Source organism: Pseudomonas sp. JL3 (assembly GCF_031570575.1).
Taxonomy (GTDB): Bacteria; Pseudomonadota; Gammaproteobacteria; order Pseudomonadales; family Pseudomonadaceae; genus Aquipseudomonas; species Aquipseudomonas cucumis.
In genome coordinates, this window is sequence record NZ_JAKWJK010000008.1 from 165,140 (window position 1) to 187,572 (window position 22,433).

Annotated in this window: 24 protein-coding genes; 12 read left to right on the forward strand and 12 right to left on the reverse strand. The window is 60.0% G+C overall.

All coding sequences use genetic code 11. The features are described 5' to 3' along the window. Positions 1 to 8: 8 nt before the first annotated feature. Entirely contained in the window at positions 9 to 1,205 is a 1,197-nt protein-coding gene (locus MMG91_RS16215) for a class I SAM-dependent rRNA methyltransferase (protein ID WP_007897847.1), read from the reverse strand. Positions 1,206 to 1,550: 345 nt separating this feature from the next. Here MMG91_RS16215 and MMG91_RS16220 point away from each other — a divergent pair, with 345 nt between their 5' ends. The 3 genes from MMG91_RS16220 to MMG91_RS16230 are packed head-to-tail and all read left to right on the forward strand — an operon-like array spanning position 1,551 to position 3,584. Beyond that, complete coding sequence (locus MMG91_RS16220) at positions 1,551 to 2,363, forward strand: HDOD domain-containing protein (protein WP_310660174.1); 813 nt, start codon at positions 1,551 to 1,553, stop codon at positions 2,361 to 2,363. 30 nt (positions 2,364 to 2,393) lie between these two features. Continuing rightward, on the forward strand, positions 2,394 to 3,206 hold the full coding sequence (gene mutM, locus MMG91_RS16225; protein ID WP_008007376.1) for a bifunctional DNA-formamidopyrimidine glycosylase/DNA-(apurinic or apyrimidinic site) lyase: 813 nt from the start codon (positions 2,394 to 2,396) through the stop codon (positions 3,204 to 3,206). Positions 3,207 to 3,260: 54 nt separating this feature from the next. Then, entirely contained in the window at positions 3,261 to 3,584 is a 324-nt protein-coding gene (locus MMG91_RS16230; protein ID WP_305447285.1) for a multidrug transporter, read from the forward strand. A 133-nt stretch (positions 3,585 to 3,717) separates the two neighbouring features. Here the strand turns inward: MMG91_RS16230 and MMG91_RS16235 are convergent, their stop codons facing one another. The 5 genes from MMG91_RS16235 to MMG91_RS16255 all read right to left on the reverse strand — a co-directional run bounded on the left by MMG91_RS16235 (position 3,718) and on the right by MMG91_RS16255 (position 8,371). Beyond that, a complete protein-coding gene (locus tag MMG91_RS16235) occupies positions 3,718 to 3,969 on the reverse strand; it encodes a YfhL family 4Fe-4S dicluster ferredoxin (protein ID WP_003195146.1) in 252 nt (83 codons plus the stop codon). A gap of 148 nt (positions 3,970 to 4,117) precedes the next feature. Then, entirely contained in the window at positions 4,118 to 4,597 is a 480-nt protein-coding gene (gene coaD, locus MMG91_RS16240) for a pantetheine-phosphate adenylyltransferase (protein WP_038980940.1), read from the reverse strand. A gap of 115 nt (positions 4,598 to 4,712) precedes the next feature. Next, positions 4,713 to 6,308: a GMC family oxidoreductase gene (locus MMG91_RS16245; RefSeq protein ID WP_305503674.1), complete on the reverse strand. Its 1,596-nt coding sequence runs from the start codon at positions 6,306 to 6,308 to the stop codon at positions 4,713 to 4,715. A gap of 58 nt (positions 6,309 to 6,366) precedes the next feature. Continuing rightward, positions 6,367 to 6,912 (reverse strand): twin-arginine translocation pathway signal protein, encoded by a 546-nt coding sequence (locus MMG91_RS16250; RefSeq protein WP_310660146.1) that lies wholly within the window; start codon positions 6,910 to 6,912, stop codon positions 6,367 to 6,369. 28 nt (positions 6,913 to 6,940) lie between these two features. Next, positions 6,941 to 8,371, reverse strand: coding sequence for a coniferyl aldehyde dehydrogenase (locus tag MMG91_RS16255; RefSeq protein WP_310660147.1), 1,431 nt, complete (start codon positions 8,369 to 8,371; stop codon positions 6,941 to 6,943). 141 nt (positions 8,372 to 8,512) lie between these two features. Here MMG91_RS16255 and MMG91_RS16260 point away from each other — a divergent pair, with 141 nt between their 5' ends. Together MMG91_RS16260 and MMG91_RS16265 are read left to right on the forward strand one after the other, a co-directional pair. Beyond that, positions 8,513 to 9,184, forward strand: a complete 672-nt coding sequence (locus tag MMG91_RS16260; RefSeq protein ID WP_305447281.1) for a TetR/AcrR family transcriptional regulator — start codon at positions 8,513 to 8,515, stop codon at positions 9,182 to 9,184. Between the two features lie 58 nt (positions 9,185 to 9,242). After that, entirely contained in the window at positions 9,243 to 10,097 is an 855-nt protein-coding gene (locus MMG91_RS16265) for a sulfurtransferase (protein ID WP_310660148.1), read from the forward strand. Positions 10,098 to 10,140: 43 nt separating this feature from the next. On the opposite strand, the gene MMG91_RS16270 is transcribed toward MMG91_RS16265, so the two are convergent. The 5 genes from MMG91_RS16270 to MMG91_RS16290 all read right to left on the reverse strand — a co-directional run bounded on the left by MMG91_RS16270 (position 10,141) and on the right by MMG91_RS16290 (position 15,505). Further along, positions 10,141 to 10,971 carry an AraC family transcriptional regulator gene (locus tag MMG91_RS16270; protein ID WP_305503668.1) on the reverse strand — a complete coding sequence of 277 codons (831 nt, stop codon included), beginning with the start codon at positions 10,969 to 10,971 and terminating at the stop codon, positions 10,141 to 10,143. Between the two features lie 3 nt (positions 10,972 to 10,974). Then, positions 10,975 to 11,985: a hydrolase gene (locus MMG91_RS16275; protein WP_305447278.1), complete on the reverse strand. Its 1,011-nt coding sequence runs from the start codon at positions 11,983 to 11,985 to the stop codon at positions 10,975 to 10,977. A gap of 73 nt (positions 11,986 to 12,058) precedes the next feature. Further along, positions 12,059 to 12,667: a 16S rRNA (guanine(966)-N(2))-methyltransferase RsmD gene (rsmD, locus tag MMG91_RS16280; protein WP_192344923.1), complete on the reverse strand. Its 609-nt coding sequence runs from the start codon at positions 12,665 to 12,667 to the stop codon at positions 12,059 to 12,061. Further along, a complete protein-coding gene (locus MMG91_RS16285) occupies positions 12,667 to 14,157 on the reverse strand; it encodes a pitrilysin family protein (RefSeq protein ID WP_310660149.1) in 1,491 nt (496 codons plus the stop codon). The genes rsmD and MMG91_RS16285 overlap by 1 nt, the downstream gene beginning before the upstream one ends. Continuing rightward, on the reverse strand, positions 14,150 to 15,505 hold the full coding sequence (locus tag MMG91_RS16290) for a pitrilysin family protein (RefSeq protein ID WP_310660150.1): 1,356 nt from the start codon (positions 15,503 to 15,505) through the stop codon (positions 14,150 to 14,152). Before MMG91_RS16290 ends, MMG91_RS16285 begins: the two co-directional genes overlap by 8 nt. A gap of 343 nt (positions 15,506 to 15,848) precedes the next feature. Between MMG91_RS16290 and ftsY the strand changes: the two genes are divergently transcribed. The 4 genes from ftsY (at position 15,849) to rpoH (ending at position 20,024) form a co-directional block, all read left to right on the forward strand. After that, a complete protein-coding gene (gene ftsY / locus MMG91_RS16295) occupies positions 15,849 to 17,366 on the forward strand; it encodes a signal recognition particle-docking protein FtsY (RefSeq protein ID WP_310660151.1) in 1,518 nt (505 codons plus the stop codon). Further along, complete coding sequence (ftsE, locus tag MMG91_RS16300; protein WP_007897888.1) at positions 17,363 to 18,034, forward strand: cell division ATP-binding protein FtsE; 672 nt, start codon at positions 17,363 to 17,365, stop codon at positions 18,032 to 18,034. The genes ftsY and ftsE overlap by 4 nt, the downstream gene beginning before the upstream one ends. After that, positions 18,031 to 19,056, forward strand: coding sequence for a permease-like cell division protein FtsX (gene ftsX / locus MMG91_RS16305; protein ID WP_305424691.1), 1,026 nt, complete (start codon positions 18,031 to 18,033; stop codon positions 19,054 to 19,056). Before ftsE ends, ftsX begins: the two co-directional genes overlap by 4 nt. A gap of 113 nt (positions 19,057 to 19,169) precedes the next feature. Further along, on the forward strand, positions 19,170 to 20,024 hold the full coding sequence (gene rpoH, locus MMG91_RS16310; RefSeq protein WP_007897890.1) for an RNA polymerase sigma factor RpoH: 855 nt from the start codon (positions 19,170 to 19,172) through the stop codon (positions 20,022 to 20,024). A gap of 85 nt (positions 20,025 to 20,109) precedes the next feature. Here rpoH and mtgA read toward each other — a convergent pair whose 3' ends face one another. Further along, positions 20,110 to 20,832 (reverse strand): monofunctional biosynthetic peptidoglycan transglycosylase, encoded by a 723-nt coding sequence (mtgA, locus tag MMG91_RS16315; protein ID WP_310660152.1) that lies wholly within the window; start codon positions 20,830 to 20,832, stop codon positions 20,110 to 20,112. 73 nt (positions 20,833 to 20,905) lie between these two features. Here mtgA and MMG91_RS16320 point away from each other — a divergent pair, with 73 nt between their 5' ends. The 3 genes from MMG91_RS16320 to MMG91_RS16330 all read left to right on the forward strand — a co-directional run bounded on the left by MMG91_RS16320 (position 20,906) and on the right by MMG91_RS16330 (position 22,425). Next, the gene (locus tag MMG91_RS16320) at positions 20,906 to 21,277 is read left to right on the forward strand and encodes a DUF423 domain-containing protein (RefSeq protein WP_305447271.1); all 372 of its coding nucleotides are present in this window, start codon (positions 20,906 to 20,908) and stop codon (positions 21,275 to 21,277) included. Between the two features lie 90 nt (positions 21,278 to 21,367). Beyond that, positions 21,368 to 21,568, forward strand: a complete 201-nt coding sequence (thiS, locus tag MMG91_RS16325) for a sulfur carrier protein ThiS (RefSeq protein WP_007897898.1) — start codon at positions 21,368 to 21,370, stop codon at positions 21,566 to 21,568. A 62-nt stretch (positions 21,569 to 21,630) separates the two neighbouring features. Next, positions 21,631 to 22,425: a thiazole synthase gene (locus tag MMG91_RS16330; RefSeq protein WP_008068101.1), complete on the forward strand. Its 795-nt coding sequence runs from the start codon at positions 21,631 to 21,633 to the stop codon at positions 22,423 to 22,425. Positions 22,426 to 22,433 lie beyond the last annotated feature (8 nt).

The following is a 22,433-nucleotide window of genomic DNA, read 5'->3' on the forward strand; positions in this document are numbered from 1 at the left end:
CAGCGTACTCAGCTGTTTGGCAGCAGACGGCAGGTGATGCTCTTGATGTAGCGGGTTTCGGCAATCGCTGGGTGTACCGGGTGATCCGGGCCCTGACCGCCGCGCTCCAGCATCTGGATGTTGCGATCCAGGTGACGGGCGCTGGTCAGCAGAATGTTTTGCAGATCGTCTTCCGGCAGGTGCATTGAGCACGAAGCGCTGACCAGGATGCCGTCCTTGCTGAGCAGGCGCATGGCTTGCTCATTCAGGCGACGGTAGGCGCCTTCACCGTTTTTCATGTCTTTCTTGCGTTTGATGAAGGCAGGAGGGTCGGCCACGATGACGTCGAAACGCTCTTCGCTGGCTTTCAGTTCTTTCAGGGCTTCGAACACGTCGCCTTCGATGCAGGTCATTTTTTCGGCGACGCCGTTCAGTGCGGCATTGCGCTCCACGCCGTCGAGGGCGAAGGCCGAAGCATCGACGCAGAACACTTCACTGGCGCCGAAGGCAGCCGCTTGAACGCCCCAGCCGCCGATGTAGCTGTACAAATCCAGTACGCGTTTGCCTTTGGCATAAGGGGCCAGACGCGCGCGGTTCATGCGATGGTCGTAGAACCAGCCGGTTTTCTGCCCCTGGATGACTGGCGCTTCGAATTTCACGCCGTTTTCTTCCAGCGCGACCCATTCCGGTACCAGGCCGAACACGGTTTCGACGTAGCGGTTGAGGCCTTCGGCATCACGGGCAGCGGAGTCGTTCTTGAACAGAATGCCGCTTGGCTTGAGCACTTGGGTCAGTGCCGCGATCACGTCGTCTTTGTGAGCTTCCATGGTCGCCGAGGCGATCTGGACTACCAGGATGTCGCCGAAACGGTCGACCACCAGGCCTGGCAGCAGGTCTGAGTCGCCATAGACCAGGCGATAGAATGGCTTGTCGAACAGGCGATCGCGCAGGGACAGGGCAACGTTCAGGCGATGCACCAGCAGCGACTTGTCCAGCGGCAACTTGATGTCGCGCGACAGCAGGCGGGCGCAGATCAGGTTGTTCGGGCTCATGGCAACGATGCCCAGCGGCTTGCCGCTGGCGGCTTCGAGAATCGCCTGGTCGCCGGCCTTGAAACCGTGCAAAGGCGTAGCAGCTACATCGATTTCGTTGCTGTAAACCCACAAGTGGCCGTTTCGCAGGCGACGGTCGGCGTTGGCTTTGAGGCGCAGGCTAGGCAGGGACATGACGTCGCTCCGGAAAAAAGAGCGGGAGTATAGCGTGTTGCGCAAGGCCTCGGCTTGGCGGATGGACATGCGGTGAGGGGGCCTGCAACTTGTGGGAGTGAGCCTGCTCGCGATGACGGCGGTACATTCAGCATCAATGTTGGCTAACCCGACGCTATCGCGAGCAGGCTCGCTCCCACAGGGCGTGCATTTGTTCTGGGCAATAAATGAAATTTCGGCGACATAGCCGCGGGTGTGTCAGACCCATCTTCTTAAGGGTTAGAATCCCCGCCTGACCCGGAGTGTGTACTTATGTCCCAAGAGTTGACGACCGAACAGATTCAACAGTCCCTGCAAGGCATCAGCGTGCCGCCCCAGCCGCAGATCATGGTGGATCTGCAGATGGAGCAGTACATGCCCGACCCGGATCTGGAAGTGATCGCGAAGCTGATCTCCCAGGACCCAGGCCTTTCCGGTGCCTTGTTGAAAATCGTCAACTCGCCGTACTACGGCTTGAGCAACAAAATCACCGCGATCCAGCGGGCAGTGAACCTGTTGGGCAGCCGTTCGATCATCAACTTGATCAATGCTCAGTCGATCAAGGGCGAGCTGAACGACGACGCCATCGTCACCCTCAACCGTTTCTGGGACACGGCGCAGGACGTGGCGATGACGTGCCTGACCCTGGCCAAGCGTGTTGGTATCCAGGCCGGTGATGAAGCCTATGCGCTGGGGCTGTTCCACGATTGCGGCATCCCGTTGATGCTCAAGAAATTCCCCGACTACATGAAAGTGCTGGAACAGGCCTATGGCAACGCCAGCGCCGAATGCCGCGTGGTGGATACCGAGAACAAGCAATACAACACCAATCACGCCGTGGTCGGGTATTACACCGCCAAATCCTGGCGCCTGCCGGAGCACGTCACCCAGGCCATCGCCAACCATCACAATGCCCTGGCCATTTTCAGCGACGAGTCGTCCCGCAACACGCCGCTGAAAAATTTGCTGGCGATCCTGAAGATGGCCGAGCACATTTGCGCCTCCTTCCGGGTACTGGGCAACCAGTCCGAAGACCATGAATGGAACAGTGTCGGGCCTCTTGTGCTCGATTACATCGGTCTGTCGGAATACGATTTCGAAACCCAGAAGCAAGAGATTCGCGACCTCGCCACTCGTTGAGTGTCGAATCTCGCCTGATACGAGAGCCCCATGCCTGAACTGCCGGAAGTCGAAACCACCCGCCGCGGGATTGCACCACACCTGGAAGGCCAGCGCGTCAGCCGGGTGATTGTGCGTGAGCGCCGTCTGCGCTGGCCGATCCCCGAAGACCTGGATGTGCGACTGTCCGGCCAGCGCATCGTGCTGGTGGAGCGGCGCGCCAAGTACCTGCTGATCAATGCCGAAGTCGGCACGCTGATCAGTCACTTGGGGATGTCGGGGAATCTGCGGCTGGTGGAAGTCGGCATGCCGGCGGCCAAGCATGAGCATGTGGACATTGAACTGGAATCGGGCCTGGCCCTGCGTTACACAGACCCGCGACGCTTTGGCGCGATGCTCTGGAGCCTGGACCCGCTGAACCACGAATTGCTGATTCGCCTGGGGCCGGAGCCGTTGACGGATCTGTTTGACGGCGAACGACTGTTCCAGCAATCCCGCGGGCGTTCCATGGCGGTCAAGCCGTTCATCATGGACAACGCGGTGGTGGTCGGTGTCGGCAACATCTACGCGACCGAAGCGTTGTTTGCGGCCGGCATCGACCCGCGCCGTGAAGCCAAGAGCATTTCCCGGGCGCGCTATTTGAAGCTGGCAATCGAGATCAAGCGCATCCTGGCCCTCGCCATCGAGCGCGGCGGCACCACGTTGCGGGACTTTATCGGCGGCGACGGTCAACCGGGTTACTTCCAGCAGGAATTGTTCGTGTACGGCCGTGGTGGTGAACACTGCAAGGTTTGTGGCACGGGGCTGCGGGAGGTCAAGCTTGGGCAGCGCGCCAGCGTCTTTTGTCCGCGTTGTCAGAGCTGATATCGGCGACGGTCTATAGTCAGTGTTCTCACTGCCTAGCCGAAGGACCGTGCCATGAATCTGTTTCGAACCCTTGTCGTTGCGCTGCTGCTGAGCGTCGGTGTGCCCGCGTTGGCGGCTGAAAACGGCAGCGGCGATCCGCGTTACACCATCCAGAACCCACCGGCCTACGCCATGCTTGGCGATTTACTGATTGCCCGACCGTTATTGGTGGCGGCGACGGTGATCGGTGCCGGGGCGTTTGTAGTGTCGTTGCCGTTTACCGCGTTCGGTGGCGGCATTGGCGATGCGGGGCAGGCGTTGGTGGTCGATCCGGCGAAAGCCGCATTTGTGCGGTGCCTGGGGTGTATCGGGGAGGGGTTTGAGCAGCGGGAGTGAACTCTAAGAGCTTCGCGGGCAAGTCGGATCGCCGCACCGCTCGCTCCTACAGAGTTCCATCGGCGGGCACGACGCGGACCTCCTATAGGAGCGAGGCTTGCCCGCGAAGGCGCCCTGACAGGCGCCAAATGAATCAAGCCTTACCGGTAATCTTGCGATATTTCTCCATCAACTGTTCTTCAGTCTCCGGATGAGCCTCGTCCAGCGGAATGCAATCCACCGGGCAGACCTGTTGGCACTGCGGTTCGTCGTAGTGGCCGACACATTGTGTGCACAGGTTCGGGTCGATCACGTAGATCTCTTCGCCCTGGGAGATGGCGGCATTCGGGCACTCAGGTTCGCAGACGTCGCAGTTGATGCAATCGTCGGTGATGATCAGGGACATGCTAACTCCAGCCGGGGCGGCAGGCCCGGGCGCAATAAATCAATGCGCACAATTGTGCCGCATTGGCGCCCGCAGTGCACGCGGGCGCGATCAAGTGCAGCGATCGAAGATTGCGGTAGCCGTAAAAGATCGCAGCCTTCGGCAGCTCCTACTTTTTAAAGCGTAGGGTAAGGGCGTCGGCCACCGCCGGGTGGACGAACTTGGTGATATCGCCGCCCAAGGCCGCGATTTCACGCACCAGCGTCGAGGAAATGAACGAATAACGCTCGGACGGTGTGAGAAACAGGCTTTCCACATCCGGTGCCAGTTGGCGGTTCATGTTGGCCAGCTGGAATTCGTATTCGAAGTCCGACACCGCGCGCAAACCACGCAGGAATATGTTGGCGTTCTTCTCTTTGGCGAAATGCGCGAGCAACGTCGAGAAGCCGACGACTTCAACGTTCGGCAAATGTTTGGTGACCTCGCGGGCCAGCTCCACACGTTGTTCCAGGGGAAACAGCGGGTTTTTTTTCGGGCTGGCGGCGACGGCGATGATCACATGATCGAACAGGCGCGAGGCGCGTTCGACCAGATCGCCATGGCCCTTGGTAATAGGGTCGAAGGTACCTGGGTACAACACTCGGTTCATCGCGTCGTCCTGGCGGGAGTCCGTTGGGGAGTCGGATGGTATCGCAGCCTTCCCGGTCGGCCAAGTCGCCTGTTGGGTAAGAAAGCACTATAGACGATGGGAATATTCCGCGTTTTCATGGGTTTTTCAAACGTTCGGCCAGCGAAGTGGCCAATTGCGCCGTCAGTCCGTAGACCGACAATTGTGGGTTTGCGCCAATGCTGGTGGGGAAAAGCGAGCCGTCGTGAATCGACAGATTGCGCAACTGGTGATGTCGGCCGAGGCTGTCGGTCACCGCGCTTTTCGGGTCTTCACCCATGGCACAACCGCCCATCACATGGGCACTGCCCAGACGCGTGCGATACAACTCAAGGCTCAAATCGTCGATCAATGCGCGCGCTTCGGTGAGGTTTTTCACGTAACGAGCGTCGGCGTGCATCGGCATCACGGCGTTGGCGCCCCCGGCGAACTGGATCTCGGCCATGCTGTGGAATGCCCGGCGCAACCCGTCCCAGGCGTAGGGTGAAACCTGATAGTCGAGCACTGGCGTGCCATCACCGCGCAATTCAACGCTGCCGCCAGGGCTGTCCGGGTGAAAACCGTCCCGCAGCAACGCCAGCATGGCGTGGGTGTGCGGCAGGTTTTCCATATGCCGGGCGTTTTCCGTGCCGAAGCCGCCGAGCAGGGTGCTGGCCAGTGCTGGATGCAGCGGTGGAACCTCGAGTTTGTAAGACATCTTGCCAGTGGTGCCATCCCGCCACTGGAAATGGTCGGAATAGATCGACTGCGGCGCGCCGTAGAACGGGTTGATCACCTCATCAAACAGCCCGGCGGACATATTTACCAGGTGCAGGAATGTCCGTTTACCCAGTCGTTCGTGAGGATCCGGTGCCTCGGAGCGCAATAGCAGCGCCGGGCTGTTGATCCCGCCGCCGGCCAACACGTAATGCCGCGCCTTGACCGTAATTGTGCGTCCGGTGGGCGCAACGCAACGCTCATCCATCGCCACACAGTGCAGGCCCGTAACCTTGCCGTCCTTGATCGACAGCTTTTCGGCGCGGGCCAGATAGAGCAGCTCGCCACCTTTTTCCAGGGTTGCCGGGATGGTCGTGACCAGCATCGATTGCTTGGCGTTGGTCGGGCAACCCATGCCGCAGTAGCCGATGTTCCAGCAGCCGCGCACGTTGCGCGGGATCACATGCCAGGCGTAGCCGAGTTTTTCGCAACCTTTGCGGATGACGTCATTGTTGGCATTAGGCGGCACCATCCATGGGGCGACACCCAGGCGTTGTTCCATTTTCTCGAACCAGGGCGCCATTTCGGCCGGTGTGTGGCCTATGACGTCGTGCTCTTTGGCCCAGTGTTCCAGCGTCGGGTCCGGGGTGCGAAAGCTTGAGGTCCAGTTGATCAGCGTGGTGCCGCCCACTGCCCGGCCCTGAAGGATGGTGATCGCGCCATCCTTGCTCATGCGCCCGATGCCTTCCTGATAGAGGCTGGTGTAGGCTTGGTCTTCGAGCATCTTGAAGTCGCTGCTGGTCTTGAGCGGGCCTTCTTCGATCAGCAACACCTTGTAGCCGGCGGCGCTGAGGATTTCGGCGGTGGTCCCGCCGCCGGCGCCGCTGCCGATGATCGCCACGTCCGCTTCGAGGGTCAGGTCTTGGGTCAGTCGGGCACCGTTGTGGGTTTTCCAGCCACGGGCCAAGCCTTCGCGGAACGGATCGGGTACGGGCATGTTTGGGTTCTCTTATTATTTTGGATTGGGTGGTGAGGCGGCAGACGCTATCGCGATTTCAAACGGTGGGCGGCCCGGGGTACCCGCAATGCGCCCACGACTCCGCCCGGCTGTACCACGCCATCATCACCATTTGCAGCAACGAGCTGTGGCCCATGCGCAGCAGGCTCAACGAGCTGTTTTCCCAACGGTCGAGAAAGTGCCGGATCTGTTCGCTGCTGGCGTTTTCCCAGCTGCCCCAAATCCCGGTCAGTGGGCCGCGAGTAATACTCATCCCCAACACATCGAACAATTGCCGGGTCAGTTTGAGCATTTCCGGCGACAGGTGATTCAGGCCGCTATCCAGGCTGTGCAAAGTCTCGGTGACAGCGGCCGGCATTTTTTCCATGGCCACTGCGCCGTCGAGCATTACCGGAATCACTGCCCGCAGAAACAGCAGGTCACTGCTGCGAAGAATCGCGAAACCGCTGGCCGGGTTGCTCGATGAGCAGCCGCTGAGGCTCGCGCCTAATCCAGCCGTGGCCAGAAAAGCGCTGGCGCCGAGGCTGAATTTAAGCAGGCCGCGCCGTGACAGTGCGGGTGTGTCGGACAGGCTTGGGCTCATTATTGTTATTACCCGGCGGTGATGATCGTTAGCGGATAAACAGTTTCTGGATCAGTTTCTGAACGGATTTGCCGTACGGCGGATAGATCAGCTTCGCCGCATTGAAACGCTGTTTGATCAGCACGCCCTTGGCCTTGCTGAAGGTCAGGAAACCTTCGTGGCCGTGGTAATGGCCCATGCCCGAGGCACCGATACCGCCGAACGGCATGTCGTCCTGAGCAACGTGCAGCAAGGTGTCATTGAGGCAAACGCCGCCGGAATGGGTTTCGTTGAGGACGCGGTTTTGCTCGCGCTTGTCGTAGCCGAAGTAATACAGCGCCAGCGGGCGAGGGCGTTGGTTGATGTAGGCAAACGCTTCGTCGAGATCCCTGTATGGCACGATCGGCAGCAATGGGCCGAAGATTTCGTCCTGCATCACCGTCATGTCGTCGCTGACATTGAGCAGCAGGCTATGACCCATGCGCCGGCCCTGGCCCTGATCGAACAGCGGAATCAGCAGCGCGCCCTTGCTGGTGGCGTCGCTGAGGTAGCCGTTGAGCCGCGCCAACTGTCGGTCGTTGATGATGGCGGTGTAGTCCGGGTTGTCGGCCAGCGTCGGATAAAACCCGCGAACCGCCTGACGATAGGCTTCGACGAAAGAGCCGACGCGGTCTTCCGGCACCAGAACGTAGTCGGGGGCGACACAGGTTTGCCCGGCATTGAGGGTCTTGCCGAAAGCGATGCGTTCGGCGGCGTCCTTGAGCGGGACATCGCAGGAAACGATGGCCGGGGACTTGCCGCCCAGTTCGAGGGTCACCGGCGTCAGATTCTCGGCCGCCGCACGCATCACGTGTTTGCCGATGCTGGTGGCGCCGGTGAACAGCAAGTGATCGAAACGTAGCCGCGAGAACGCCACGCCGATATCGGCCTCGCCCAGCACCACGCAGACCAAGTCCTGGGGAAAAACCCGGCCCAGCAGTTCCTTGAGCAGCAAACCGGTGGTGGGGGTCGATTCGCTGAGTTTGAGCATCACCCGGTTGCCCGCCGACAACGCACCTGCCAGCGGCCCGATGGCCAGGTAAAGGGGGTAGTTCCACGGCACGATCACTCCGACCACGCCCAACGGTTGATAAACCACTTTGGCCGACGCTGGTTGAAAGGCGAGACCGACTTTGCGTCGTGAGGTTTTCATCCAGTTTTTGAGGTGCCGGCTGGCGTAGTGAATACCGTGCAAGCTGGGCATCAATTCGGCGAGCAGGGTTTCATCGGCGCTGCGGTGGCTGAAGTCCTGGCTGATGGCGTCGATCAGGGCCTGGCGCTCTTTGCTCAGCAGGTCCCGCAACGCTTTTAGCCATTGCTGGCGCTGAGCGGCGGGTGGCATCGGGTTGGCTGCATACGCTGCGCGCTGAGCGTCGAACAGGGTTTGGAGTTCGTCCAGAGGCTGCTGCAGGTTGTTCAGGTAGGCAATGTCAGCAGGCATGCTCGGCACCGGATTTATTGGAATGAGGAACTTTTTAGAGTCTATGCTCTAGAAAGTCAAATGGCACTTTGGTACGGCTTTGTTTTAACCACGGGCGGATAGGTCGTAAGATGCCCTCATCGCACAATTAAAGCTCAAGCCATGGCCCCTCGGATCAAAACCAGCGAGCGCATCGTGCAGAACAGCCTGGAGCTGTTCAATCAACAGGGCGAGCGCAGTATCAGTACCAACCACATTGCTGCCCATATGGAGATTTCCCCGGGCAACCTGTACTACCACTTCCCCAACAAGCAGGCGATCATCGCCGTGTTGTTCAGTGAGTACGAAAACCTGGTGGACAGCTTTCTGCGCCCGCCCCAGGGGCGCGCCGCGACGGTCGAAGACAAGCGCTTCTACCTCAAGGAATTGCTCGCCGCCATGTGGCAATACCGCTTCCTGCATCGCGATCTCGAGCATTTGCTCGACAGCGATCCCGAGCTGGCCGCCCGTTACCGGCGCTTTTCCCAGCGCTGCCTGATCCAGGGCACACACATCTACGCGGGCTTCGTCGAGGCCGGCATTCTGTGCATGGACAAGGTTCAGATCGAATCCCTGACCCTTAATGCCTGGATCATCCTCACCTCGTGGGTGCGCTTTCTGTGCACCACGCGGGAAAACTCCAACCATCTGAGCGAACAGGCCATTAAACGAGGCGTGTATCAGGTGCTGGTGCTGGAGGCCGGGTTCGTCACTGACCAAGCTCGCGACGCAGTGAATGCGCTGTTCGAAGAGTTTTATGTGCCGCTGGCCCAGGCGCTGGAAGAAGTGGGATAGAGAAGTGGAATAAAGAGTGCAGTAGGATTCCAGACAAACAAAATCACAGGAGCCCGTTATGCCCATTGCGCAACTGATCAGCCCGCAAGCGTTGGACCTGAAAAAGGAAACGCCGGGGCTGGTGATTCTGGATTGTCGTTTTGCCCTCGAAGACCCTGATTACGGTCAACGCAGCTACGCCGAAGGGCATATTGCCGGATCGAGCTTTGCCGATCTGGAGCGTGATTTGAGCGGTAGAGTGGTCAAGGGGGTTACCGGGCGTCATCCATTGCCTGAACCCGCCGACTTGATCGAACGTTTTCAAGCCTGGGGCATCAACGCCGACAGCGAAGTGGTTTTGTACGATGACGGTCCCGGCGCTTATGCCGCGCGCGCCTGGTGGTTGCTCGCGTGGCTGGGCAAGCGCGATGGTGTGTTTATCCTCGATGGCGGGCTGAAAGCCTGGCACGCCGCCGGATTGCCCCTGAGTCTTGATGCGCCGTCGATCACCCGCGGCACCTTCACCGGGACGCCGGACGCTTCGTTGGTGCTCAGCGCCGAACAACTCCAGCAACGTCTCGGCCAGCCCTCGCTGACCTTGCTCGACGCCCGCGGCTTGCCGCGCTTCAAGGGCGAAGTGGAGCCGATCGATCCGATTGCCGGGCACATCCCCGGCGCACAATGTGCCGCGTTCACCGATAACCTGGGCAGTGACGGTCGGTTCCTGCCGGCCGAACAGCTCAAGCAGCGGTTTGCCGCCAAGCTCGGTGATCGTTCACCCACGGAGTTGGTTGCGTATTGCGGTTCCGGTGTGACCGCCTGCCACAACTTGTTTGCCCTGTGCCTGGCTGGTTATCCGTTGGGAGCGTTGTATGCCGGGTCGTGGAGCGAGTGGATCAATGATCCTGCGCGAGGCGTCGCCAAGGGCGAGTAAACGCAAACCAATGTGGGAGCATGGTTAATAAGGTGCTCTTGATTCACAGTTGTCGCGCACTGCGATACGCCCCCGGTCCTACGCCGTAAACCTGCTTGAATTGCCGACTCAGATGGCTCTGGTCGGCAAAACCCAGCTGCGTCGCGACTTCCAGCGGCAAGCAGCCTCGCTGTAACAGCGCCCGTGCCCGGGCAATACGTTGCTGCATCAACCAGGTGTGTGGCGGCATGCCGGTAGCTTTGCGGAATACCCGGGCGAAGTGGAAGGGCGACAGGTTCACCGTCGTCGCCAGTTCCTCCAGCGAGGGCGGCGCCGCCAATCGGGATTGCAGCAGTTCCTTGGCCAGGGTTACCGCCCGGTGTTCCTTGCCAGGTTTGTTGGCGATCGGAACAGCTGCGTGACGTTGCAACAGCGTCAGCATCATTTCCCGCCAGACCGTTTGCTGCTGCAGCGCCGTGGACGGACTCTCCAGTAAACAATGCAGTTGGCAGAATCCCTTCACCAGATCCGGATCGCGGTACAACGTGGCACCAAACGCCGGCAAGGTATCGGTGGGCAGTTCGAGTTCGTCCAGCAGTGAAAGAATCTGCCCACTGTCGGGATAAAACGCCCGGTACAACCAACCGTCCTCCGTCCCTTTGTGACCGGTGTGCAGTTCATCGGGATTGATCAGCACCAGCGTGCCGCTGCCCGCCAGATGCTCGGCGCCTCGATAGCGATAACGCTGGGCGCCGGCCATGATCATGCCGACCACATAGCCGTCATGCACGTGGGGGGCGAAGCGCTGTTCGATGTAGCGTGCGGACAACAACTCGACCCCGGCCAACGGCGCCGTTTGCCAGAAGTGGATCGACTCGCCCTGATCCGAACCCATGCTCTACTTGCGCCCTGTGGTGGCGAGCCATTGGGGAATGCGCCGTTCCAGGTAGTAACCCGGTTGCCGGAACGAGCCCTCGACGAAGCCGACATGCCCACCCTTGGCCTGCAACTCGAATTGCGTGCAGGCAGACAATTCGTCGGCTTGCGGCAGGCTGTGAGGAAAGACAAACGGGTCATCGGCCGCCTGAATAATCAGGGTCGGTGTGCGAATCTCTCCAAGGAAATAACGACTCGAAGCGCGGCGATAATAATCCGCGGCATCGGCGAAGCCATTCAACGGCGCGGTGACCCGGCCATCGAACTCCCAGAAGGTGCGCATGTTCTCCAGCGAGCCCAACGCCGCCAATGCCGCCAGGCCATCCTGATGCCCTTCATGCTGGAACCTGCGCTGCTTGTTCTTGATGTAAGCGACCATCTCGCGCATGAAATGAGCCTGATAGAACTTGGAAAAACCCTGGCTGATACGATCGGCACACTGATCGAGCCGAAACGGCACCGACACCGCCACCGCGCCGAGTACGCCGCTGTTGCTGCCGGTTTCGCCCAGATGCTTGAGCAATACGTTACCGCCCATGGAATAACCGACCGCATACAGCGGTGCGAGAGGGCGCTGGGTGCGCAGGTGTTTGATGGTTTCGGCCAGGTCTTCACTGGCCCCGGAATGGTAACTGCGTGGCAACAGATTGGGTTCGCCGGAACAGCCTCGCCAGTTAAGCGCGACGCTGGCCCAACCCTGGGCGCCCAGCGCTTTCTGCATGCCGGCCACGTAAGGCGAATTCGATGAGCCAGTCAGGCCATGCAACACCAGCACCAACGGCGCATTCGCGCTGTGGGGGCCGTGCCAGTCCAGGTCAAGGAAGTCGCCGTCTTCGAGCCATAAGCGTTCACGTTCGCGGTCAAGGTGCGTGGTTTTGCGCCATAGCGGTCCCCACAAGGTTTGTAAATGCGGATTGCCCAGGCCGTAGGCGGGGGTGAAATGGGGGGTGAAACGTTCTGGCAAATGGGACACGATTGCTCTCGATGCAGCGGTGCTTACCCGCAGCGTTAACTGACTGAGCTTCGCACCGTTTTTACAGGCCGGATTAACCGGCGATCCCTGCCATACGTTGCCACAACGCGTAGTACACCCGTCCCGATTTTTGCTCCCGATGCAGGCGCCAATTTTCTGGCAAACCCAATATCGACGGTGCCGTTTCGCTTTCAGTGTAGACCCACGCATCGTCACTCAGCCACTGACGCTCTTCGAGCAAAGTGCAAACGGCAGGCAACAGATTCTGATTGAACGGCGGGTCGAGAAACACCAGATCGAACGCCGTGGCGGGTTGGGTTTCCAGATAGCGCAAGGCGTCGGCAGTCTGTACCTGGCCGGTGGTGCAGCGCAGGGTACCCAGATGTTCCTTGATGCTCGCCACCGCGATATTGCTGGCGTCCAGCGCCTGACCCATTGCGGCGCCACGGGACAAAGCCTCGAGAAACAACGCGCCGCTACCGGCAAATGGGTCGAGCACCTTGGCCCCGGCGACATAAGGCGCGAGCCAGTTGAACAGGGTTTCACGCACTCGGTCCGGCGTTGGGCGCAAGCCTGGTGCATCGGGGAAGCTCAGCTTTCGGCTGCCCCACTCACCACCGATGATGCGCAGTTGATTCACACCGTTATGCACGTTGTGAACAGGTTTTTTTGGTCTGGCCATTAATGCTCCGGAACCCCGAGCGGTTGCTCGGCAGGTTTATCAGAAGGGGCCGGCAACGGCTTTTGTGGCACGGTCGGGCCAGCGCTGACGATGACCAGTTTGTCCGTGCTCAGGTGTTTGTTCAATGCGGCTTTGACTTGCTCGACGGTCAGGCTCTGGGACTGCTGCATGAAGTCTTCCAGGTAAGTCAGCGGCAAGTTGTAAAAACCCATGGCGCCGAGCTGCCCGACGATATCGGCGTTGCTGGCGGTGGACAGCGGGAAGCTGCCGGCCAGTTCACGCTTGGCATCGTCGAGTTCTTTCTGGGTAGGGCCGGTTTTAAGGTAGTCGGCGAGCACGTCCTGCACCAGTTTCAGCGTGCCTTCGCTCATCTCTGCGCGGGTTTGCAGGTTGATCATGAACGGACCACGAGCCTGCATCGGGGTGAAGCCCGAATACACGCCATAGGCCAGGCCGCGTTTTTCGCGCACTTCGCTCATCAAGCGGGTGCCGAAGCCACCGCCGCCAAGGATCTGATTGCCCAGGGACAGCGCTGCGTAATCCGGATCGTCACGGTCGATGCCCAGTTGCGCGATCATCAGGTTGGTTTGCTTGGACGGAAACTCGATGTGGCCGATGCTGGACTTGGGGTCGGTCGGTTGTTCGATTTTCGCCAGGGCCGGCCCTTTGGGCAGATCGGCGGACACTTGTGCGGCAACCGCCTCGGCCTCGGCGCGGGACAGATCGCCCACCAGTGCAATTACCACGTTGCCGGCGGCGTAGGCTTTCTGATGAAAGGCCCGCAACTGCGCCAGGGTGATCGGCGGAATGCTTTTCGCCGTGCCATCGCTGGAATGCGCGTACGGGTGATTGCCATACAAGCGGTTCATCAGCTCCAGGCTGGCGAGTTTGCCGGGGTTCTGTTTCTGATATTCGAAGCCGGCCAGCATCTGGTTCTTGATGCGGGCAAACGAGTCGGCGGGGAAGGTCGGTTTGCCGACGACTTCAGCAAACAGCTTCAAGGCAGGCTCGCGTTTGTCCGCGGCACTGAGGCTACGCAGCGACGCAATCGCCATGTCTTTATAGGCGCCGTTACCGAAATCGGCCCCCAGGCCTTCGAAGCCCTGGGCGATAGCGCCGACGTCTTTGCCGGCCACACCTTCGTTGAGCATGGCGTTGGTCAGCAGTGCCAGGCCGGGTGCATTGCCGTCCTGACTGCTGCCGGCGGCGAAGATCAGGCGCAGGTCGAACATCGGCAGCTCATGGGCTTCGACGAACAGTACCTTGGCGCCTTCGGCGGTGTTCCAGGTCTGCACGTTCAGTGAGCGATGGCTTGGGGCCTTGCCGTCGAGTTCGGCCAGCGATTGCAGTTTCTGGCTGGCCTTGGCCTTGTCGAGAGCTTCGCTGGCGTTGGAATCATCGGGTTTTGACAAATAGAAGGCGGCAGACCCGATCAGTGCGGCGGCGATCAGGCCGATCAGGGCCAGACGCGATGTTTTGCGCTTACTCATGGGTCGTCTCCTGTGGCAGTACATGGGCGACGCTCAGACGTGCGCGGGTGAAATACAGCTTGGCGGCCTTCTGGATGTCTTGCGGGGTCACGCTTTCCAGGTCGGCGAGTTCGGTGTCCATCAGTTTCCAGGACAAACCGACGGTTTCCAGTTGGCCGATGGCGGTGGCCTGGCTGGTGATCGAGTCACGCTCGTAGACCAGGCCGGCAATGACCTGAGCCCGCACCCGCTCCAGCTCTTCAGTGGACGGCGCGGTGGTTTTCAGCTGTTCGAGCAGTTTCCACAGGCCGGCTTCCGCCTGGGCCATGGTTTTCTTCTTCTGGGTGTTCGGCGTGGCCGACAAAGTGAACAGGCTGTCGCCACGGGTGTAGGCGTCGTAGCTCGACGAGCCGCCGGACACCAGCTCTTCGCCGCGTTCCAGTTGCGTCGGGATCCGGCCGCTGTAGCCGCCGTCGAGCAGGGCAGAGATCAACCTCAGGGCGCTCACCAAACGCTTGTCTTCAGCGGTGGCGATGCTTGGCACGTTGAAGGCCAGCATCAGACTCGGCAATTGGGTCTGCACATGCAGGGTGATCTTCCGTTCACCGGGCTCGGCCAGTTCCAGCGGGATTTTCGCTGGAGGTACGTCGCGCTTGGCGATTGGGCCAAAGTAACGCTGGGCCAGGGTTTTGACTTCGTCCGGGGTCACGTCACCGACTACCACCAGGGTGGCGTTGTTCGGCACATACCAGGATTGATACCAGTGGCGCAGTTCTTCGACCTTCATGCGGTCGAGGTCCGCCATCCAGCCGATGGTCGGCGTGTGATAACCGCTGGCGGGGTAGGCCATGGCCATGAAGCGTTCGTAGGCCTTGGACATTGGCTTGTCGTCGGTGCGCAGGCGACGTTCTTCCTTGATCACCTCGATCTCGCGGGTGAACTCTTCGGCTGGCAGGCGCAGATTGGCCATGCGGTCCGCTTCCAGCTCGAAGGCCACGCCCAGACGGTCGCGGGCCAGCACCTGGTAATAGGCGGTGAAGTCGTCGCTGGTGAAGGCGTTTTCTTCGGCACCAAGGTCGCGCAAGATCAGCGAGGCTTCGCCGGGGCCGACCTTCTCGCTGCCCTTGAACATCATGTGTTCCAGCGCATGGGAGAGCCCGGTCTGGCCCGGGGTCTCATAGCTTGAGCCAACCTTGTACCAGACTTGGGAAACGACGACCGGCGCACGATGGTCTTCGCGCACGACGACCTTCAGACCGTTGTCGAGGGTGAATTCGTGGGTGGGTTGTGGATCGGCAGCCAGGGCTGAAAGTGGCAGACAAACTGTGCTGAACAGCAGGCCTGCAGCGCGGCGGGCTAGAGCATTCATTCGTTTTTAAACCTGTTGGGCTGCCCGCTTGGTCTTAGCGTCGGCGGGCGAGAGGGTGCTAGGATACTGATCCGTTTTACTGGCGGCCACGCCTATCAAGCTTTGATGTTTGATCAGGTTGTATGGGTTTGCGGCAGAAGGCTGAGATTTATCAACTAAACTCTGCTTTTTCGCCGATTTTGCCGCTTCAGTCCTTCGTGAAGTCGTTTCTGTGAGGTGCCGTTCGCACCTCGACAAAATGTTGCGCGTGAACAAGCTGGATGAATCGCAGTCTGTTCTGCATCAAATTATTTATTGCCGAGGCGCCCTTTGGCGCGTCGCTACCGTGAGATAGCCGTCCTCCATGTTTGGTTCCAACGACGACAAGAAGAACCCAGCTGCGGCTGGTGAGAAGAAAAGCCTGTTCGGATGGCTGCGCAAAAAGCCGCAGGAACCCGTTGTCGAACAGCCACAGCCACTTTCTGAGCCAACACCTGCACCGGTTGTAGAGCAAGCGCCAGCGCCGGTTGTCTTGCCGATCGCCGAGCCGGTGCTGCAACCCGCAGCCGAGCTTGCGCCTGAAACCGAAGTCATGGCCCCACTGCCGCTGACGCCAGCCGCCGAGCCGTGGCTGACGTTGCCAGTGGCGGAAGAGCCGGTGGCGTTAGTCGAAGATGAGCAAGCAGCTCATATCACGCCGCCGATTCCGGCCCCGACCGCGTTTGCTCCTGAACCGGTTCGGGCGCCAGTGGTTGCGCCGGTCGTCGTTGAACCCGTGTTCGTGGCCGAACCTGCGCCGGTTGTTCCAGAGCCTGTAGTGCCGGCATTTGTTGCTCCTGCGCCGGTTGCTCCGATTGTTCAAGCACCTGCACCGGTCATCGTTCCTGTTGTCGCCACCCCTGTTGCGCCCGTCGAAACTCCGGTCGAGCCTGTGCGTACCGAAGAGACCAAGGCCGGTTTCTTCGCCCGCCTCAAGCAAGGCTTGTCCAAGACCAGTGCCAGCATTGGCGAGGGCATGGCCAGCCTGTTCCTCGGCAAGAAAATCATCGACGACGAGTTGCTCGAAGACATCGAAACCCGTCTGCTGACCGCCGATGTCGGCGTCGAAGCGACCTCGGTGATCATTCAGCGCCTGACTCAGAAAGTCGCCCGTAAAGAGCTGGCCGATGCCGATGCGCTGTACAAATCCCTGCAAGCCGAGCTGGCGGCGATGCTCAAACCGGTCGAGCAGCCACTGAAAATCACCTCGCAGAACAAGCCATTCGTGATTCTGGTGGTGGGCGTCAACGGCGCCGGCAAGACCACCACCATCGGCAAACTGGCGAAGAAGCTGCAACTGGAAGGCAAGAAAGTCATGCTCGCCGCCGGTGATACTTTCCGCGCCGCCGCGGTCGAGCAACTGCAGGTCTGGGGTGAGCGCAACAAGATTCCGGTGATCGCCCAGCACACCGGCGCCGACTCGGCTTCGGTCATCTTCGATGCCGTGCAGGCCGCCAAGGCCCGTGGCATTGACGTGCTGATCGCCGACACCGCTGGTCGTTTGCACACCAAAGACAACCTGATGGAAGAACTGAAAAAGGTTCGCCGGGTGATCGGCAAGCTCGACGCCGATGCGCCGCATGAGGTGCTGTTGGTGCTCGACGCCGGTACCGGCCAGAACGCCATCAACCAGGCCAAGCAATTCAACCAGACCGTCGAACTGACCGGCCTGGCGCTGACCAAACTCGATGGCACCGCCAAGGGCGGGGTAATTTTCGCCCTGGCCAAGCAGTTTGGCTTGCCGATTCGCTATATCGGCGTCGGCGAAGGCATCGACGATTTGCGTACTTTTGAAGCAGAACCCTTTGTCCAGGCATTGTTTGCCGAGCGGGAGCGTTCATGATTCGTTTCGAACAGGTCGGTAAACGCTACCCGAATGGTCACGTCGGCTTGCATGAGCTGAGCTTTCGAGTCCGTCGGGGTGAATTCTTGTTTGTCACCGGCCATTCCGGCGCTGGCAAAAGCACCTTGTTGCGGCTGTTGCTGGCCATGGAGCGTCCGACCACCGGCAAATTGCTGCTGGCAGGGCAAGACCTGAGCACCATCAGCAATGCGCAGATTCCGTTCCTGCGCCGGCAAATCGGCGTGGTGTTTCAGAACCACCAGTTGCTGTTCGATCGCACGGTGTTCAACAACGTCGCGTTGCCGTTGCAGATCCTTGGCCTGTCCAAGGCCGAAGTCGCCAAGCGCGTGGACTCGGCCCTGGAGCGCGTGGCGCTCTCGGACAAAACCGATCTCTACCCCGGCGACCTGTCCACTGGCCAGCAACAGCGCGTCGGCATCGCCCGCGCCATCGTTCACCGTCCAGCCTTGCTGCTGGCGGACGAACCCACCGGTAACCTCGACCCGCGTCTGGCGGCAGAAATCATGGGCGTGTTCGAAGACATCAACCGTCTGGGCACCAGTGTGCTGATCGCCAGTCACGACCTGGCATTGATTGCCCGCATGCGTCATCGCATGCTCACGCTGCAGCGTGGCCGATTGATTGGCGACGGGGAGGCTGGCGTATGAGTGCAACACGTAGCCCCAAGGTTTCCGAGCGCGTGGCCCCGAAGGCCGCCGATCCGCAACCGCAGCAGAAGAAAAAGCGCGACGATGACGATGGTCCGGATTTCTCTACGCTGTTCCGCGCCTGGGTCGAAAGCCATCGTGCGAGTCTGCTGGACAGTTTGCGCCGCTTGGGCAAACACCCGATCGGCAGCTTTTTCACCTGCATGGTGATGGCAGTTGCCCTCAGTTTGCCGATGGGTCTGTCACTTTTGCTGAATAACGTCGAGCGCCTCGGTGGTTCCTGGCAGCGTGCAGCGCAGATTTCCCTGTACCTGCAACTCGATGCCAGTCCTGAACAAGGCGAGTCGTTGCGCGAGCAGATCAAGGGCATGCCGGGCGTGGCCGACGCCGAATACGTGGGGCGCGATCAGGCGCTGGAAGAGTTCCAGCAGCAGTCCGGACTGGGCGAAGCGCTCAAGGAACTCCCGGAAAACCCGCTGCCGGGCGTGGTCCTGGTGACCCCGAATGAGGTCGACAAACCCGCGCTTGAAGCATTGAGACAAAAACTTTCCGAATTGCCGAAGGTACAACAAGCGCAACTTGATCTAGTCTGGGTCGAGCGTCTGGCAGCCATCCTCAAGCTGGGCGACCGTTTTGTCTTCGGTCTGACCGTGCTTTTGGTTTCTGCATTACTTTTGGTGATAGGCAATACCATTCGTCTTCATATTGAAAACCGCCGCACAGAGATAGAAGTGATTAAACTCGTCGGCGGCACTGACAGCTATGTGCGCAGGCCCTTTCTGTATATGGGCGCGCTTTATGGCTTCGGTGCGGGGATTCTTTCCTGGGGGGTATTGGCGTTCGGCCTGAACTGGCTGAACGACGCGGTAGTTGGACTGGCCGGTTTGTACGGCAGTGATTTTGCGCTGGCCGGAGTGCCAGTTGCCGACGGTCTATCGCTCTTGCTTGGCGCGGTGCTGTTGGGGTATATCGGTGCATGGATTGCAGTCGCACGCCACCTGCGGGAGCTTGCGCCAAAGTAATATCATTTTGCTCGTATTGACCTTTCAGCGTTTATGGGAACTTGTCTTTTGGTTTCCGGTCAATTTTCGCAGTGCTGAACTGCACGAGTTATGTAAGTCGGAGGTTTTTTCGTATGACCAATTCTTTGCAGCCTGCATATGCTCTGGTCCCGGGTGCGAACCTGGAGGCCTATGTGCACACGGTGAACAGCATTCCATTGCTGACACCGGAGCAGGAGCGTGAACTGGCCGAGAGTCTCTATTATGAGCAGGATTTGGGGGCGGCTCGGCAGATGGTGCTCGCCCACCTGCGTTTTGTCGTACACATTGCCCGTAGCTATTCCGGCTATGGCCTGGCCCAGGCTGACCTGATCCAGGAAGGCAACGTCGGCCTGATGAAAGCGGTCAAGCGTTTCAACCCGGAAATGGGTGTACGCCTGGTGTCCTTTGCGGTGCACTGGATCAAGGCGGAAATCCACGAGTTCATCCTGCGCAACTGGCGAATCGTGAAAGTCGCGACCACCAAGGCTCAGCGCAAGCTGTTCTTCAACCTGCGCAGCCAGAAGAAACGTCTGGCCTGGCTGAACAACGAGGAAGTCCATCGCGTGGCGGAAAGCCTGGGCGTAGAGCCACGGGAAGTGCGCGAAATGGAAAGTCGCCTGACCGGCCATGACATGGCTTTCGACCCGGCCGCGGAAGCGGACGACGACAGTGCATTCCAGTCGCCCGCCAACTATCTGGAAGACCACCGGTACGATCCGGCCCGTCAACTGGAAGACGCCGACTGGAGCGACAACTCCAATCACAACCTGCACGAAGCGCTTGAAGTGCTGGACGACCGCAGCCGCGATATCCTCTACCAGCGCTGGCTGGCAGAAGAAAAAGCCACGCTGCACGACCTGGCGCAGAAGTACAACGTGTCGGCCGAGCGTATTCGTCAGCTCGAGAAGAGCGCGATGAACAAGCTCAAGTTGTCGATCGCCGCATAACCTGCGCTCCGGCAATAAAAAACGCCCCGATCATTGATCGGGGCGTTTTTGTTTATGCCCGCTTACACCGAACCCCTGCGTCAAGTTACTGAGACCAAGGCGCCCGGCGCGAATCGTTGAGGCCGAGCAAATAACTGTCCCCGCCCAACTGACTCATCTGCTGGCGAATCCACCCGGCCCGTCTTGCAACGTAAGAGGTTGGATGGCTGGCGCTCCACACCCGCGGGTTCGGCAGTACCGCGGCCAGCAGACTCGCCTGCTGTCGGGATATTGAGCGAGCACCCACACCAAAATGATGCCGGGCCGCCGCTTCGGCGCCAAACACGCCTTCATCCCACTCGACGCTGTTGAGGTACACCTCAAGAATTCGCTGCTTGGGCCACAATACCTCGATCAGCCCGGTAAACCAGGCCTCCAGGCCCTTGCGCAACCAGCTGCGGCCAGACCACAGAAACAGGTTCTTCGACACTTGCTGGCTCAGGGTGCTGGCGCCGCGAATTGAGCCGCCGCGTTCGTTATGCGCAAACGCCGCCTGAATCGCGCCGATATCAAAGCCCCAATGCTCGGGAAACTTCTGATCTTCACCGGCAATCACTGCGACTTTCAGGTCGTCGGAGATTTCATCCCAAGGTTTCCAGGTGCGTTGCACGTCGATGGGTTTGCCCTCGAACCAGGATTCGATCTTGCGCTCGACCATCAGCGCCGTTCCCGGTGGCGGCACCACCCGAAACAGCAGCACCAGCAATACGCTGCCGCCCGCGAACCAGAGCAGGACCTTTGTGAAGCGACGTAAAATTAACTGCAGCATAGAGATGGCTTGGCCGAACCCGTTGAGCCGGCCATTATACAGACCCTGTTGATCGAGTCTGACTGGAGTTCTCATGTTGCGTGGCTTCCTGATGCTGGCTGCTTTTTTCGGCTTCACCGGTGTTGCCTTGGGCGCATTCGCTGCCCATGGCCTGAAAAGCCGCTTGAGCGCCGACTACCTGGCGATTTTCCATACGGGCGTCACCTATCAACTGGTGCACACCTTGGCGTTGCTGGGTGTAGCGCTGCTCGCCACGCAAATTCCCGGTCGACTGATTACCTGGGCCGGCGCATCATTTGCTATTGGCATTCTGTTGTTTTCCGGCAGCCTGTACCTGCTGACGATAACGGGTATCAGCAAGCTCGGGATCGTTACGCCCTTCGGTGGCCTGGCGTTCCTGGTCGGCTGGGTTTGCCTGGGGCTTGCCGCTTGGCGGTTGAGCTGACCACGCGGTCCATTTCGTGACGAATGGCTTGGGTCGGCCTGACTGATCGGGCTAGAATGCCAGCCCCTAAAAATGATGGCGGCATTCGGTATGCGCATTCAATTGAACGGCGAATCCCTTGAACTGCCCGACGGTGAAACCGTTGCGGCCCTGCTGACCCGTCTGGAACTGACTGGACGCCGGGTGGCGGTCGAACTCAATCTGGATATCGTCCCGCGCAGCCAGCACGCAGAAACCACGCTGAACGACGGCGATTCGGTCGAAGTGGTACACGCCATCGGCGGCGGCTAGCCGCTAGGCCCGAGCGGCCACAGAATATTCTGCAAGAACCTCACCCCTACAGAGGATTTCCCATGAGCATCGTTCGTAGCGACAAGCCCTTCGTCCTGGCCGGTCGTACTTACCAGTCGCGTTTGCTGGTAGGCACCGGCAAGTACCGTGACATGGAAGAAACCCGCCTGGCCATCGAAGCCTCGGGTGCCGAGATCGTCACCTTCGCCGTGCGCCGCACCAACCTCGGCCAGAACCCGGGCGAACCGAACCTGCTCGAAGTCCTGTCACCGGATCGCTACACCTTCCTGCCTAACACCGCCGGCTGCTTCGACGCTACCGAGGCTGTGCGCACCTGCCGCCTGGCCCGTGAGCTGCTCGGCGGCCACAACCTGGTGAAGCTGGAAGTGCTGGCGGACCAGAAAACCCTGTTCCCCAACGTGATCGAAACCCTCAAGGCCGCCGAAGTGCTGGTCAAGGAAGGCTTCGACGTGATGGTCTACACCAGCGATGACCCGATCATTGCCCGTCAACTGGCGGAAATCGGCGTTATCGCGGTCATGCCGCTGGCCGGTCTGATCGGCACAGGCCTGGGGATCTGCAACCCGTACAACCTGCAGATCATCCTCGAAGAAGCGAAAATTCCGGTGCTGGTGGATGCTGGGGTCGGTACGGCTTCCGACGCCACCATCGCCATGGAACTGGGTTGCGAAGCGGTGCTGATGAACTCGGCCATCGCCCATGCCCAGCAGCCGATCATGATGGCTGAAGCCATGAAACACGCCATCGTTGCAGGTCGCTTGGCCTACCTCGCCGGCCGCATGCCGAAAAAACTCTATGCCAGCGCCTCCTCGCCGCTGGATGGTCTGATCAAGTAAGAGCCATT

Excerpts from the sequence above, each read along its gene's own strand:
- ftsX (WP_305424691.1), top strand. The coding sequence starts at position 18,031 with ATGAGTGCAACACGTAGCCCCAAGGTTTCCGAGCGCGTGGCCCCGAAG.
- mutM (WP_008007376.1), top strand. The coding sequence starts at position 2,394 with ATGCCTGAACTGCCGGAAGTCGAAACCACCCGCCGCGGGATTGCACCA.
- MMG91_RS16270 (WP_305503668.1), bottom strand. The coding sequence starts at position 10,971 with ATGGGTTCGGATCAGGGCGAGTCGATCCACTTCTGGCAAACGGCGCCG.
- ftsY (WP_310660151.1), top strand. The coding sequence starts at position 15,849 with ATGTTTGGTTCCAACGACGACAAGAAGAACCCAGCTGCGGCTGGTGAG.
- ftsE (WP_007897888.1), top strand. The coding sequence starts at position 17,363 with ATGATTCGTTTCGAACAGGTCGGTAAACGCTACCCGAATGGTCACGTC.
- MMG91_RS16245 (WP_305503674.1), bottom strand. The coding sequence starts at position 6,308 with ATGCCCGTACCCGATCCGTTCCGCGAAGGCTTGGCCCGTGGCTGGAAA.
- rsmD (WP_192344923.1), bottom strand. The coding sequence starts at position 12,667 with ATGGCCAGACCAAAAAAACCTGTTCACAACGTGCATAACGGTGTGAAT.
- rpoH (WP_007897890.1), top strand. The coding sequence starts at position 19,170 with ATGACCAATTCTTTGCAGCCTGCATATGCTCTGGTCCCGGGTGCGAAC.
- MMG91_RS16235 (WP_003195146.1), bottom strand. The coding sequence starts at position 3,969 with ATGTCCCTGATCATCACCGACGATTGCATCAACTGCGACGTCTGCGAA.
- MMG91_RS16320 (WP_305447271.1), top strand. The coding sequence starts at position 20,906 with ATGTTGCGTGGCTTCCTGATGCTGGCTGCTTTTTTCGGCTTCACCGGT.
- MMG91_RS16230 (WP_305447285.1), top strand. The coding sequence starts at position 3,261 with ATGAATCTGTTTCGAACCCTTGTCGTTGCGCTGCTGCTGAGCGTCGGT.
- MMG91_RS16215 (WP_007897847.1), bottom strand. The coding sequence starts at position 1,205 with ATGTCCCTGCCTAGCCTGCGCCTCAAAGCCAACGCCGACCGTCGCCTG.
- MMG91_RS16330 (WP_008068101.1), top strand. The coding sequence starts at position 21,631 with ATGAGCATCGTTCGTAGCGACAAGCCCTTCGTCCTGGCCGGTCGTACT.
- MMG91_RS16255 (WP_310660147.1), bottom strand. The coding sequence starts at position 8,371 with ATGCCTGCTGACATTGCCTACCTGAACAACCTGCAGCAGCCTCTGGAC.
- MMG91_RS16250 (WP_310660146.1), bottom strand. The coding sequence starts at position 6,912 with ATGAGCCCAAGCCTGTCCGACACACCCGCACTGTCACGGCGCGGCCTG.
- coaD (WP_038980940.1), bottom strand. The coding sequence starts at position 4,597 with ATGAACCGAGTGTTGTACCCAGGTACCTTCGACCCTATTACCAAGGGC.
- MMG91_RS16260 (WP_305447281.1), top strand. The coding sequence starts at position 8,513 with ATGGCCCCTCGGATCAAAACCAGCGAGCGCATCGTGCAGAACAGCCTG.
- MMG91_RS16290 (WP_310660150.1), bottom strand. The coding sequence starts at position 15,505 with ATGAATGCTCTAGCCCGCCGCGCTGCAGGCCTGCTGTTCAGCACAGTT.
- MMG91_RS16285 (WP_310660149.1), bottom strand. The coding sequence starts at position 14,157 with ATGAGTAAGCGCAAAACATCGCGTCTGGCCCTGATCGGCCTGATCGCC.
- MMG91_RS16265 (WP_310660148.1), top strand. The coding sequence starts at position 9,243 with ATGCCCATTGCGCAACTGATCAGCCCGCAAGCGTTGGACCTGAAAAAG.
- thiS (WP_007897898.1), top strand. The coding sequence starts at position 21,368 with ATGCGCATTCAATTGAACGGCGAATCCCTTGAACTGCCCGACGGTGAA.
- mtgA (WP_310660152.1), bottom strand. The coding sequence starts at position 20,832 with ATGCTGCAGTTAATTTTACGTCGCTTCACAAAGGTCCTGCTCTGGTTC.